General features: G+C 44.7%; 11 protein-coding genes. 6 read left to right on the top strand and 5 right to left on the bottom strand.

Annotation, left to right across the window (positions count from 1 at the left end):
• Nucleotides 1-144: 144 nt before the first annotated feature.
• From RLO19_RS24980 to RLO19_RS24970, 3 genes are all read left to right on the top strand, one after another.
• The gene (locus tag RLO19_RS24980) at nucleotides 145-426 is read left to right on the top strand and encodes an HU family DNA-binding protein (RefSeq protein WP_446335223.1); all 282 of its coding nucleotides are present in this window, start codon (nucleotides 145-147) and stop codon (nucleotides 424-426) included.
• 93 nt (nucleotides 427-519) lie between these two features.
• Complete coding sequence (cobD, locus tag RLO19_RS24975; RefSeq protein ID WP_446360099.1) at nucleotides 520-1,713, top strand: threonine-phosphate decarboxylase CobD; 1,194 nt, start codon at nucleotides 520-522, stop codon at nucleotides 1,711-1,713.
• A gap of 120 nt (nucleotides 1,714-1,833) precedes the next feature.
• Nucleotides 1,834-3,546 carry a dihydrolipoyl dehydrogenase family protein gene (locus tag RLO19_RS24970; RefSeq protein ID WP_446360098.1) on the top strand — a complete coding sequence of 571 codons (1,713 nt, stop codon included), beginning with the start codon at nucleotides 1,834-1,836 and terminating at the stop codon, nucleotides 3,544-3,546.
• Between the two features lie 109 nt (nucleotides 3,547-3,655).
• Here RLO19_RS24970 and RLO19_RS24965 read toward each other — a convergent pair whose 3' ends face one another.
• A complete protein-coding gene (locus RLO19_RS24965) occupies nucleotides 3,656-6,073 on the bottom strand; it encodes a tetratricopeptide repeat protein (RefSeq protein ID WP_446360097.1) in 2,418 nt (805 codons plus the stop codon).
• A gap of 225 nt (nucleotides 6,074-6,298) precedes the next feature.
• Here RLO19_RS24965 and RLO19_RS24960 point away from each other — a divergent pair, with 225 nt between their 5' ends.
• From RLO19_RS24960 to RLO19_RS24950, 3 genes are all read left to right on the top strand, one after another.
• On the top strand, nucleotides 6,299-6,481 hold the full coding sequence (locus RLO19_RS24960) for a hypothetical protein (RefSeq protein ID WP_446360096.1): 183 nt from the start codon (nucleotides 6,299-6,301) through the stop codon (nucleotides 6,479-6,481).
• 61 nt (nucleotides 6,482-6,542) lie between these two features.
• Nucleotides 6,543-7,214 (top strand): response regulator transcription factor, encoded by a 672-nt coding sequence (locus tag RLO19_RS24955; protein WP_446360095.1) that lies wholly within the window; start codon nucleotides 6,543-6,545, stop codon nucleotides 7,212-7,214.
• A gap of 199 nt (nucleotides 7,215-7,413) precedes the next feature.
• Nucleotides 7,414-8,685: a sensor histidine kinase gene (locus RLO19_RS24950; protein WP_446360094.1), complete on the top strand. Its 1,272-nt coding sequence runs from the start codon at nucleotides 7,414-7,416 to the stop codon at nucleotides 8,683-8,685.
• Nucleotides 8,686-8,935: 250 nt separating this feature from the next.
• Here RLO19_RS24950 and RLO19_RS24945 read toward each other — a convergent pair whose 3' ends face one another.
• The 4 genes from RLO19_RS24945 to RLO19_RS24930 all read right to left on the bottom strand — a co-directional run bounded on the left by RLO19_RS24945 (nucleotide 8,936) and on the right by RLO19_RS24930 (nucleotide 12,628).
• Nucleotides 8,936-10,291 carry an FAD-dependent thymidylate synthase gene (locus RLO19_RS24945; RefSeq protein ID WP_446360093.1) on the bottom strand — a complete coding sequence of 452 codons (1,356 nt, stop codon included), beginning with the start codon at nucleotides 10,289-10,291 and terminating at the stop codon, nucleotides 8,936-8,938.
• A 187-nt stretch (nucleotides 10,292-10,478) separates the two neighbouring features.
• A complete protein-coding gene (dcd, locus tag RLO19_RS24940; RefSeq protein ID WP_446360092.1) occupies nucleotides 10,479-11,060 on the bottom strand; it encodes a dCTP deaminase in 582 nt (193 codons plus the stop codon).
• Nucleotides 11,061-11,118: 58 nt separating this feature from the next.
• Entirely contained in the window at nucleotides 11,119-12,015 is an 897-nt protein-coding gene (locus tag RLO19_RS24935) for a hypothetical protein (protein ID WP_446360091.1), read from the bottom strand.
• 76 nt (nucleotides 12,016-12,091) lie between these two features.
• Nucleotides 12,092-12,628 (bottom strand): P-loop NTPase family protein, encoded by a 537-nt coding sequence (locus RLO19_RS24930; RefSeq protein ID WP_446360090.1) that lies wholly within the window; start codon nucleotides 12,626-12,628, stop codon nucleotides 12,092-12,094.
• Between the last annotated feature and the right edge of the window lie 390 nt (nucleotides 12,629-13,018).

The following is a 13,018-nucleotide window of genomic DNA, read 5'->3' as shown; positions in this document are numbered from 1 at the left end:
TAATGCAGTGAAACTTCGAGCCGGTGGGTGTTTCAGGCATTTTTCCCTGAAACCCCTGGTTTTGGGGGTCAAATACTGAACTCTAGACTAATGGGTTAGAGTAAGCGTTGACCTTGGATTCGCGCAGAAATAAGGAGATTTATGATGAACAAGGGCGAATTAGTGGATAAAGTGGCGGAAAAAGCTGCTGTGACCAAAAAACAAGCGGATGCGGTGTTAACTGCGGCATTGGAGTCAATTATGGAAGCTGTCTCTGAGGGCGATAAAGTCACCTTGGTTGGCTTTGGTTCCTTTGAATCGCGGGAACGAAAAGCCCGTGAGGGACGTAATCCCAAAACCGGCGATAAGATGGAAATCCCAGCGACGAAAGTGCCCGCGTTTTCTGCAGGTAAACTGTTTAAGGAAAAAGTTGCTCCTCCCAAGTAAGGGTGTAGTTAGACCTGATTGGTGAAGATAACAGAGAATGTAGAGACGCGCCATGGCGCGTCTCTACAGACTGATTTTAAGGAGAATTTATCCTTGAAACGACCTATTCACGGGGGAAATCTAGCCTGGGCGGCGGCGCGGGCAGGTTGTGCCCCTTCCCTGATTCTGGATTTTTCGGCGAGTATCAATCCTTTAGGACCGCCAAAATGTGCGATCGCGGCGATTGAGTCTCATCTTGATAAGTTGGTGGCTTACCCTGAACCGGATTACTACCCATTACGGGTGGCTCTGAGTCAACTCCATCCCACGCTGAACCCTGACTGGATTCTACCGGGGAATGGCTCGGCTGAGTTGTTAACCTGGGCAGCCAGGGAACTCTCACAATTGGCGGAAACGATTATCCTGACTCCAGCCTTTAGTGACTACCAACGGGCGCTCAGGGCGTTTAATGCCAGAATCAGGGCGTGTCTTTTATTTGGAAGTCATCCATTCGTGGAATTCGTAGGGGCGAAGCATTCGCGCCCAGATCTATCGGTTTTCTACCCAAATTTCAACGCGAATGCTTCGCCCAATGCCCAATCCCCAATTACCAATTACCAATCCCCTGATTACCAATCCCCAATCCCAAAATTAGTCTCTGGCAAAGATCAGGGTTTGCTGCTGAATAATCCTCATAATCCAACGGGTCAATTATGGGATACAGCTAACCTGCTGCCTTATTTGGAGCAATTTGCCCTAGTGGTTGTGGATGAAGCCTTTATGGACTTTTTGCCACCAGATCAGCAGCAAAGCCTGATTCCTTGGGTGCAGGATTATCCAAATCTGGTTATTTTGCGATCGCTGACTAAATTCTACAGCCTTCCTGGACTCCGTTTAGGTTATGCTATTGCCCATCCTGAGCGCCTACAACGCTGGCAACAGTGGCGTGATCCTTGGTCCGTGAATGTCCTCGCTGTCGCTGCTGGTAGGGCTGTGGTGCAGGATCAGGCATTTCAACAACAGACTTGGGATTGGCTACCCGCCGCGCGATCGCTCCTTTTTCAAGGGTTATTATCGTTACCAGGGTTACATCCCTATCCCAGCGCGGCTAACTTTTTGCTGGTTCGCTCAGAATACTCCTGTTCCCAACTTCAGGAAGATCTACTTAAGTACCACCGTATTTTAATTCGGGATTGCTTGAGCTTTCCGGAATTGGGCGATGGTTATTTTCGAGTTGCTATTCGGACTCAAGGGGATAATCAACGTTTATTGGATGCTTTGAAAGCTGTTATAAGTTATGAATTATGATGCAATTATTTTTTCAACGCAGAGGTACGCAGAGGTTAGCGCTCCAGGTAGCAGAGGTATTGGAGGTATTTGGGTGAAAATTTTATAGATTTGGAGAAATAATTGGGAATGATATGACGAATGATAAATGACTATGACCTTATTGTAATTGGTGATAGCAGGGCTGGCGCTTATGCTGCTCTGGCTGCATCTCAATTAAAGGCGCGTGTTGCTTTGATTGAACCTGAGAATCTCCAAAGCAATTGGCTGGGTAAAGCAGCGCTATACAATCAGGCATTGATGCAGGTGGGGCGCGTTCTTCAGCAAGTGCGGAAGGCACCTCAATTTGGAATTTATCCTTCTATAAATTCCTTGATTCCTGATACTCCTGAGTTGAAAAAACAGTTAGTCAATAAACTAGGGGAAGCCGGGGAATTATCTAGAGACTTGCCATGGCACTTCTGGGACGCAGAGAAAGAGGATGTTAAAATGGATCTGAGTCCTTTTGAGTCAACCTTCTATTTTCCTACTGTACAAATTACTGAAGCCATGGAATGGGCAAACATGGTGGTTTCTACTTGTTCTGAAGCCACTTCTCCAGCAATTTTGGCATCTTTAGGTGTGGATGTCATTTCTGGAGACGGAGAATTTTGCCGCTTACCTCACCTAGGCTTTGTTGTCAATAACCGACGCTTGCGGGCAAGGGCATATTTAATTGCAACGGGCTCTTGTGCAGAAATTCCTGATATCGATGGGTTAGATACAACCAGTTATTTTACCCCAAGAACTATCTGGAATCACGTAGATAAGTTTAGACACAAAGTTATCGGGGCGGGTTTGACGAGTAGGGTTCCTCCAGAAACCGATAAAGTCATAAAACCTACCCCTCTGGGAGAACCGGAGGAGCTAGAAGAAATTTCTCCCTTTCAGTTACAGAAACATTGGTTAGTTGTTGGTGGTACTCCTAGTGCTGTAGAACTAGCTCAAACATTAGCGCGGCTGGATTACCAGGTGACACTGGCGGTGAGTGAGGCTCATATTTTTCCTCAAGAAGATTCAGAGGCGTCGTGTTTAGTTCAAGCGCAATTGGAAGCTGAGGGAATTCGTGTTTTGACTCAAAGTTCAGTAACTCAGGTAAGGTTAATTGAGGGGAAAAAATGGGTGCAAGTGGGGAATCAAGCCATTGAAATCGATGAAATTCTTTGGGCGACGGGTCAAACGCCTAATATTGAATCGTTGAATTTAGCAGGGGTTGGTGTTAAGTTTTCCCGAAAAGGGTTGAAAGTCAACCAAAAACTGCAAACGACTAATCCCCGTATCTATGCTTGTGGTGATGTGATTGGTGGTTATCAATTTGAGCATATTGCCGAATATGAAGCGAATATTGCGATAAAAAATGCTTTATTTTTTCCATTGTGGACTGTAGATTATCAGGGGATTCCCTGGACAATTTTTACTGATCCAACCTTGGCACGGGTGGGGTTAACGGAAGCGCAAGCTAGAGAGCGTTATGGGAAGGATGTTTGGGTGGTGCGACAGTATTTTAAAAGTTTGGATAAGGCGCAAATTATCGGGGAAACAACTGGGTTTTGTAAGCTGGTGGTGCGTCGGAATGGGACGATTTTAGGTGGGTTAATTGTGGGAGCAGGTGCAGATGAATTGATTGGTGCGATCGCGCTGCTGATTCGTCATAAAATTAAGGTGGGATCATTGGCTAAAATGCCCCAAGCTTCGCCTACAATGTCAGAGATTCTTTCTAAAACAGCACAGGAGTGGCAACGTCAACGGTTAGAGCGGAATCAGATGTTACAAAATCTGCTGGAAGGCTTTTTTAACTGGCGACGAAATTGGTGAAAACACTGATTACACAGATTGAATGACATTTCCCCGAACACTGAATGGGAGGGACACAGATTACCCAGAGAACGAAGTAATCCCCCCTAAGCTATTAAATGAAGACAGGCTATACAACTTTTTTGTAGAACGATTCTAAAGCTGTTAAACCTGTGCGATCATCATATAGTCGATGATGGTTTTGATAAATCTTATTCACAATAGATTGTCGCCAGTCGCTGTCTAAACCCAGCCGCACGGCTATCTCGATATACTCAGCTTCATTATTGGCAATTGTTTCTGTTATTCCCATCATTTTTAATATACCAGATGCGTGACGACCGCGCATAAATTCACCCGGACAGGTTACTACAGGTAAACCGCAGGCAATTGCTTCTAATGTGGTATTTCCCCCAGACCAACTTAAGGTATCTAGAAAAATATGGGAGACTAAATTAAGATTAATGTAACTTACCCAGTCCTGTTTGGGTAAAATTATACAGTAATCTTGATAATTGAGACCAATCTGAGTAAATACTCGTTCCAAACGGGCTTTAAATTGGGCAGTAATTCGAGAACTTGGAGACGCAATAAAGACAAGTTGGGCGTGGGGTACTTGTTGAGCAATTTGGGCAAAAATAAAGTCAAACTGGGGCAGATATTTAAATAATGATTGGCAAGATAGATAAATAACGGCATCCTCGCTAAGCTGAAAGTCAGATCGGGTTTTGTTCGGGTTTTGTATCGATGGCTTTTCGTAACAAATGCCGATATTTGGCAGAGGAATCAGTTGTTCGCTATAGTGATATTTGGCTTTGTCTGGCTCCATTAATTCACTCGATAGAAAGTAATCAATGGTAGGTAAACCCGAGGTTACTGGATGCCCCCAGGTCACGCATTGTACCGGGGCTAGCCTCAAGCCAGCAATGAGACTGGTCAAGCCATCCATGCTGATATCGGTAAATACGAGGATATGGAGTTGATCGGCGAGGATTTGTTGGCAGACGGCATCTAAGTTGCCATAAATGTGATAGAATTTATCACTATACTTTTTGAATTCTTGCGTTATAAAGTCGGCTTTATGACCGATGTGGTAAGTATAAATTTCAAAGCTCTGTTTGTCGCTATTTTTTATCCAGCCTAAGGTTAATTTACCAACGGTATGTCCGCGAAAATAAGCCGAAATATAACCGACACGGATTTTATCAGTGAGACTAAGTGGGGGTAAGGATAGAGGCGTTGCCCACTGGGGATAATGGGTAGCCATCATTTGATGAACTAATGTTCCATATTTCCGTTGTACGCCTCGGTCATTTAATCCTTGATACCCTAGGTAGAAGCTGAAGGCATGTTTGGCTAATGCTTTGACTGCTTGTGTTCTCTGAACAGCGGTATATGAGGCGATTTGTTGCTGTAAGTAATTGAGTCCTTGGCAAAAATGCTGACGCCAAATGGAAATTTGTCTCTGATTTTCGTAGAGAATGGGTAAGACAAGTTGACTCTGCCATTGAGCTTCAATCAAATCCGGTTTAAGTTGAAACGCTTTTTGGAAGTAGGGAATTGCCTCGTTTATTTGGTTTTGACTCGCTAAGGCAAGTCCTAGGTTATGGTTGGCTTCAGGATGAGTGGCATTTAGACGCAGGGCTTGTTGTAAATAATTTATGGCTTTCTCGAACTGATTTTGGGGTAATAGTGTGCAACCTATGCCCACATAAGCTTTGAAAAATTTAGGATCTAGGGTTAAGCTTTTTTGATAATGGCTGAGGGCGTCCTGAAATTGAGCTTGTTCGAGGAAAGCATTGCCTAAGTTATAGTGCGCTTCAGGGGTGTTAATTTGGAAGAAAATTGCCTGCTGGTAATAGAAAATCGCTTCTTTGAGTTGACCCAATAGGTGCAGGGATTCGGCTAGTTTAAGATAAGCATCCCCATAGTTGGGCGCTAGGGTAACTGCCCAACGAAAGGATTGTATGGCGGCGTTGAGTTGCTTGTGCTGGATTAGAGCATTGCCTAGGTTATAGTAAACGCCAGGATTATTTGGACTTAGGGCAAGGGACTGTTGGTAATGCGCGATCGCACGTTCACTTTGTCCCTGTTCTAAGTGGGCGTTGGCTAAGTTACAGTGTACATCTGGATCACTAGGATTGAGTTTAAGTGCCTTTTGATACTGTTCAATCGCCGCCGATAGGTTACCATGCTCTTTGAAGGCATTGCCTAAGTCGTAATGGGTTGAACTGTGATTGGGCTTGAGCGCGATCGCTCGTTGGTAGTAAGGAATAGCTTGAGTTAACTCTCCAGAGGCGTGTAGCGCCGCCGCTAGGCTGTAGTAAATTTCAGCATAGTCGGGGATGAGAGTAATCAACAGACGATAACAGGCGATAGCTTCATCAAGCCGCCCCAGTTGGTGAGCAATCGTACCCAGGATATGCAGCGCTTCAGTGGAATCCGGTTGCTCTGAAAGAATTTGGCGACAGAGCAATTCAGATCGATGGAAGTCACCCGCCTGGTATGACTCGAAGGCGGTAACGAGGGTATCGGAGATCGGACTCATACAGAATGATGCCTACTGAAGTGGCTACGGGTTTTAGGGTAAGGCAGAAACTATTGTGTGATTTTATCGAGTTTTTTACTTTTTGAGTTTAACGTTAGCAGATGAAGCCGAAAAATAAAGGGCTTTTTAAGGGTGTAACGGCGATTAACGCCAAGCTGGAATGTAGAAGCAACCCAATTACTCCGGTAAGACGGTTGGACTTGGAAAATTTGAGGAGATAATGTCGTGAAGTTAAAGATTGTCGCTTTTTCACTGGTATTGGGTTTAACATCATTTCTCGTAGCTTGTCAGACTGAGCCTACACCGACGGAGACTATAGAACCAACTCCCGCAGAGGAAACCACGCCAATGACGCCGGGAGATGAAACGATGACGCCGGGAGATGAAGCTACCCCGCCATCACAGTAGGTTGAGTGAGACTTTAAACTACTTGACTTGGGAGCGATAAGTCGTATTCAGTCACAGGTGTATGAGACTTTTACTCGTGGAAGACGATGAGCGCATTACCGATGCCCTAGAAGAAGATCTCACCGATCAACATTATGCGATCGATGTGGCGCATGATGGGGAGGAGGGGTTAGATTTCGCTGATTCTGTCACCTATGACTTAATTTTGCTGGACATTATGTTACCCAAAATTGATGGGATTACACTCTGTCGGCAACTACGCTCCCAAGGCTGTAGCACTCCGATTCTGATGCTAACGGCTAAGGATACCATTACTGATAAGGTGATGGGATTGGATGCAGGAGCTGATGACTATTTGGTTAAACCCTTTGACTTGCAAGAGTTATCAGCTCGCATTCGAGCTTTACTGCGTCGGGGTGTTTCTACTGCACCGCCAGTATTGGAGTGGGGAAAGCTGCGTCTAGATCCAGGTACCTGTGAAGTTTTTTATGAAGATAACCTCTTATCGCTTTCACCTAAAGAATATTCGTTGTTAGAATTTTTCTTACGCCATGGTCGTCGTGTATTTAGCCGCGCTCAAATCTTAGAACACCTTTGGCCCTTTGAGCGACTCCCGGAAGAAGCGACGGTTAAAGCTCATATCCGCAGTTTACGACAGAAACTTGAAGCCGGCGGCGCTCCTAGTGATTTGATTGAAACGGTTTATGGTTTGGGTTATCGTTTGAAACAGTGATTGTTGATTGTTCATTGGTTTTACAATGATTCAAATCTCGGTCAGGGCGGGTTTCGTTAAATTAGGGTTTTTCTCCTTAAGGTTATTGGTAAAATCCACACATACACACAGTCAGGGCGGGTTTAGTTACATCTACTGTGAGGGGCAGAAACGATAGTAGTGAAACCCGCCCCTACACAATCAAAACTCAAGACTGATAATGTTTCAAGGTATACGATGGCGTCTATTGTTGTCTTACCTAACTGTAATGGCAGCAATTTTGAGTTTCTTTGGCACGGGAGTTTATGTCTTTGTTAGTCGCAATCTTTATGATCAACTGGATAAAAAATTACTGACTCTGGCTCAAGCCGCCGCCGCCTCGTTCACTCCTGTTAAAATGAAGGGTTCTCAATATCTTAATCAAGTTGATGCGGTTCCCTGGCGTGATATTTTTAATCGGGATCAGCAAAGTTTAGAATGGTTTGATGCCAAGGGTAAACTTTTGGCAAGTCGAGGCGCCCTAGAGTTGGACTCTCGACTCAGAGTCGGTTCTCAAACCCTAGAGGAGAGGCAAAAGCCTAGACAGATTCGCACGTACACCATTTCTGTGTTTAAAGATGGCTCAACCCCCAATCAACCCTCTCTAGAAGGGTATATTCGCGCCTCTCAATCGATGGAGGATATCCAAATCGTCCAGCGTCAACTGCTGTGGGGATTGGGGATGGGGGGTTTTATGGGGTTAGGCTTAGTCGGTTTGGGCGGACTTTGGTTGACACAGAAAGCATTGGAGCCGATTGAACAAAGTTTTCAGCAACTTAAACAGTTTACAGCAGATGCGTCCCATGAGTTACGTAGTCCTTTGATGGCGATTAAAGCATCCGTTGATGTGATGCGAAATCATCCGGAGCGAATTCACCCCAAGGATGCGAAAAAGTTAGCGGCTATTGCTAGTGCTACTGATCAGATGAGTCACTTATCAGAAGACTTACTGTTTTTAGCCCGAACTGATCGCACAGTATCAACTCCTAGCCGTGAAAAAATCCCAATTTCTATGAATAAATTTTTACATAATTTGCTGGATTTGTTAGAACCTTTTGCTCAAGACAAAGAGATTACACTCCAGTCTCAGTGGCTAGCGACGGTTTCTGTGGTGGGGGATGAATCACAACTGACTCGCTTATTTTGTAACTTACTGGAAAATGCGATTCAATACACGCCTGCTAAAGGGAAAGTAGACCTAATTTTGGCAAAAACTAATCGCTTTGCCATTGTTAGTGTTAAGGATACAGGAATCGGCATTGAGCCAGAACAGTTACCCTTTGTGTTTGATCGCTTCTGGAGGGCGGACAAAGCCCGTTCTCGCCGCGAGGGGGGGACAGGGTTAGGTTTGGCGATTGCTGCTGCGATCGCGCAGCGTCATGGTGGGAAAATCACAGTTACCAGTCAGGTTGGGGTGGGTAGCTGCTTTCAGGTGCGTTTACCTGCTGTTTAATGGACTAGGGTTTTTTATCCACCCCAACTGGTTATCTGGGCGAAGCATTCGCGATTAATATTTGATAATAAAACCGAACAATTTAGGCGCGAATGCTTCGCCCCTACGTGGGATTAAACCAACAGATGTTTTATATGATGTCCGGCAAATCACTCATAATAAAAATGTACGGGCTTGGTAACCAAGCCCGTACTCAACCTCACCCCATCTCCCCATCACCGTAATTATGGGTATTCAACCGGACATGATATTAGGGGGATAGTTTCGCTTTTTTGGCACGGTTTTCCTTATACCACTTAGCGACAGCCGGAGACCATTTTTCAAAATGTAGATAAAGAAGCTCACAGAACTTTTGCGCCTCTAGTTGAGCATCTTTTTTCCATCTTAAGTCCAAAAGATGCATCAGCGATCGCATATTACAACTGAGGACAAAATTCTGTCTAGCGTCGAAAGGAATTAACCCTCTCGCATGTTCTTCAGATAACCCTTCCTCTATTCGTTGCTGATACCGTTTACAAGCCTCTAAACACCACTTTATATCTTCACTCCGTTGGGCTTCAGAATAGAAATAACGCTTTCCCTGACGGTTGGTATAGTTTCCTACAGGACGCAGGTAAAATACCTCTTCGATGTCTTGCTTTCCTTGAGCAACATTAATAATTCGCTGTCCCGTATAGCGAAAGGAATTATGCACTACCATTCCATTAGCGACAAAGTTATGCCATTGACCGTCTACCTCTAAATCATAGGTCTTATGCTTACCCAAATATTCAACCTTAGTAACCTTGACAGGGTGCGCCTTAATATTAGTACCAGCAGACTGTCGCTGAGATTGCCATTGTGATGATTCTGTGTTACTAGCCACCGCCATACCATTACACATCACTGAGCAAGGCTTTGTGAGTTTAACAACACAGCCATCAGTAGATGTTATTAAACCAACTGCATCACCCATCGTCTGCCAACCTGCTGATGTAAACAAGCGATGATTTACGGTACAATCAAGGGTTTTTCTATCAGCTAAAGTAACTCTGTAAACAGGCTGAATTCCACTGAATATGACATCTTTTATATGTCCCGTTTCAAATAAACCATTGTTTTCATTAAGAACCCGTAAATGCATTTTGCAGATGCGGTTTTTGCCTTCACATTGATAGTCTATAGACGGTTTTTCATTGATTCCCAGGATAGATTTTTGAGGAATGTTTTTTTTACCGTTCGTCCACCGTTCGTACAATTCTCCAATCGTTGTTCTGAGTTCTTTGGAAGTTTCGCCGTTATCGTTAACAAACGTTATCTCCGTATCAGCCGCCAGACATTGAACATCAAAGCTCACACCAACTCTGTGGGTGCGAACTTGCTGCATCATTGAGTGAGGAAAATAACCAACATTAAACGTAATTTGGGGGTGTTCTAAGCAGCCATAATGTCCTCGCTCACCCGCCAACAAATGCTTAACAATTAGTTCACCTGATCTTTCCTCAGGGGGCCAGCGATCGCGGCTATCCCAGACATAATGTTCTGAATAATCTTGGTGCATTGCTGCCCAAACTACTTGTTGCGGATTGGGTGTTGCTGCAATTACATCAATACAAAATCGTTCCACTTCGTTATTACCTCAATATCAATCTAAGCTTTATCTTATGGAAGAGATTTTGCAGTTAAATCGGGCGCAAGCATTGCGCCCCTACAGTTTTTCGACATAAGCTTCATCCATATTGATTAGGTGTTTTATGCCAATATATACAAGATTATATCGTAATTATGCCTACTCTCACTTGTAAAACTAATGATCAAACTTTGGAAAAAACTACCTTTTCCGGCTGATCTTGATATTTCCCTTTACGTTGCTCATACGTCACCGAACATAGCTCGGATTCAAAAAAGAGCAATTGGACGATGCCCTCATTAGCATAAATCCGACAATCGGCGGGAGAACTATTGCTAACTTCCAAGGTTAAATGACCTCGCCAACCTGCTTCAGCGGGAGTTAGATTGGCAATGATACCGGCTCTGGCATAGGTACTTTTACCAATACACAGAACCGTGACATTTTCTGGCACGGCAATGCGTTCCAATGCCACGCCAAGACCATAACTATGTCCAGGGAGAATAAAATAGTTTCCCTGTTGATCATGATGTAATTGAGTCGGTTCTAAGTTTTCTGGATTAAAGTTTTTTGGATCAACTACCGTACCCGGAATATGCCGAAAAATACGGAACTCCACAGGTGAGAGCCGGATATCGTAGCCAAAGCTGCTCAAACCATAGGAGATAACATGTAGCGTATCAACGCGACGAACTAACTTTGGCTCAAACGGTGTAATCATACCCTTTTGAGCCATTTGAGTAATCCAAGTATCGTTCTTAATCATCGCAGGTAACTATAGCCGACTTACTAGGATAACCTGAATGGCAACCAATTGACTTATTTTATTTGGAAGCTGCCAAATATTCACATAACAAAGGAACAACATTATCAAACCATCTCAGTTGCGCTCCACTCCAGGTATTGGTTTTAGATGTGGCTAGCAGAGCTCGCCCGTATGCTTTTCCTTTCTCGGTGAGTCGTCGCTCCCTCGAACCCGGTTTTGTCCATTCCTGAATGCCTAATTCATGGAGTGCGGCGTTGACTTGAGCGGCTTTAACTTTTCGTCCTAATTGCTCTGACACCTTCTCAGCCACTTGGGAGGCGATCATCCCCGATGGTTCCTCAACCGAATGGGTGACTAAAAGCTGCTGTGCTTGATTCGCAGCACTGGCTAAAGCCGGAAAACGCTGGGTAAGTACATTCAATTTCCACGACGCGATCGCACGTTGATCCAATCCCGCTTCCTCTAGCCATTTGGCGATTAAACTTAAACCCTGATCTAGTTGCTGGAGTTGATTATCCAGGGGAAATTCATCTGTTCGGGGTAATTGCGCGATCGCAGCTTCTATGTCTTTGGGATAGGGTGGGTTGTCTGGCTCTATATCACTCGCTGTCTTAATTGGGAGAGTCTCTAGAGGTATAGAATTCGCCGCTTCCACTAAAGCCGTTGCTGTCTCGTTCCCCGCATCCGCTTGATGTTGCCAAAACGCTACGGCTGCATCCCAGGATGATAACGCGATCGGTCTAGGCTTGTCCGGTACCACAGCCTTGACTGTTTCTGGCAAGTTGTTTTCGTTTGATTTACAAAATTTTTGCGCTGTCCCCTTACTTTTTCCCACAACTTCGGCAATTTGCCTGTGGGTGAACAACAAACGCTGATCCTGATCAGAGGTTAGCTGATAACCAGAAACCTCAATGTTTCCAAGCTGGAAACGAACCGCTCTCGCTTCCCCTGCCATGTCACTTTACCTTAGAATGAGCGACAAAAAACTTTCCTGTACAACATTGTACAGGGGCTTGGTTACCAAGCCCCTACTAAGGCTGATGACTCCGACGAATTTCTGTGATTTGATCAGCCACCTCCAAAAGTTCTGGTGGCATATCGGGTCCTGTGAGAATAATATCTACTGAACTGGGGCGACTTTCCAGAAATCTCAATACTTCAGTTAGGGGGATTAAGCCGTAGTTGATAGCTAAACTCAATTCATCAAGGACAACGACAGAGTATTTCCCCTCATACACGACCTGCTGAGTATAATGCCACAACTGCTTGAGCGAACTATGTTCTGCCTCATCTAATTCTGGGGTATCGATATATCGTGGCAAATCACAGCGAATCCATTCTAAATACTGTCCCAACCGAATCGGATGCTTGTGTCCTTGACCAATACCCCCTTTGAGAAACTGAACCACCAGCACAGGTGTCCCCTGTCCAGCGATTCTCAAGCTTTGGGCAATCACATTGGTAAAAAAGCTGCGCTGGGAACTGGTAAAGACTTGTATCAGCCCTTCTAGGGTGTAGGTTAGGTGAAGCGCTGAATTAAGGGTCGGAGTTTCTAACTGGGAAACCATAGTTAACAATTAAAGAGAAATAAATCTGATAGACACCCTTCAAGCCTTCCTTGATCAGTGTCTCATGGTCGCTTTTTCTAGCTTTTTGGCAGTGCAGCTTTTTGGCAGAACGCGCTTTCAATCATTAGAACTCCTCCGTTGTGGGAAACCCCGTGTCCCTTCGCTTCGCTTATCGGGCAAGCTTCAGACCAGGGAGGAACGCGCGGTAGCGGTTTAAGAAGCATACCCCTTTCGGGGTGGAGGGGTATTGTTGCCCCTCCAGTGAGGTATGGTTGCCTCAATCTCCTTTCGGGTAAAGTTAGCTTCGCCAATGTTATCGGTCGGTAACTATCCAAAAAGCACTGTTTCAGTGACCTTAAAACTGTTTAACTTTTCGGTTCTAGAGCAGTA

This window comes from Coleofasciculus sp. G2-EDA-02, from assembly GCF_040226375.1.
In the GTDB taxonomy this organism is placed as follows: Bacteria; Cyanobacteriota; Cyanobacteriia; order Cyanobacteriales; family Coleofasciculaceae; genus Coleofasciculus.
Note: the sequence above shows the minus strand (reverse complement) of the source record. Positions and strands in the feature narration are given on the sequence as shown.

What these genes read in the sequence shown, in the direction of transcription:
- RLO19_RS24980 (WP_446335223.1), top strand. Translation starts at nt 145, where the DNA reads ATGAACAAGGGCGAATTAGTGGATAAAGTGGCGGAAAAAGCTGCTGTG.
- RLO19_RS24970 (WP_446360098.1), top strand. Translation starts at nt 1,834, where the DNA reads ATGATAAATGACTATGACCTTATTGTAATTGGTGATAGCAGGGCTGGC.
- RLO19_RS24965 (WP_446360097.1), bottom strand. Translation starts at nt 6,073, where the DNA reads ATGAGTCCGATCTCCGATACCCTCGTTACCGCCTTCGAGTCATACCAG.
- RLO19_RS24955 (WP_446360095.1), top strand. Translation starts at nt 6,543, where the DNA reads ATGAGACTTTTACTCGTGGAAGACGATGAGCGCATTACCGATGCCCTA.
- RLO19_RS24950 (WP_446360094.1), top strand. Translation starts at nt 7,414, where the DNA reads ATGTTTCAAGGTATACGATGGCGTCTATTGTTGTCTTACCTAACTGTA.
- dcd (WP_446360092.1), bottom strand. Translation starts at nt 11,060, where the DNA reads ATGATTAAGAACGATACTTGGATTACTCAAATGGCTCAAAAGGGTATG.
- RLO19_RS24935 (WP_446360091.1), bottom strand. Translation starts at nt 12,015, where the DNA reads ATGGCAGGGGAAGCGAGAGCGGTTCGTTTCCAGCTTGGAAACATTGAG.
- RLO19_RS24930 (WP_446360090.1), bottom strand. Translation starts at nt 12,628, where the DNA reads ATGGTTTCCCAGTTAGAAACTCCGACCCTTAATTCAGCGCTTCACCTA.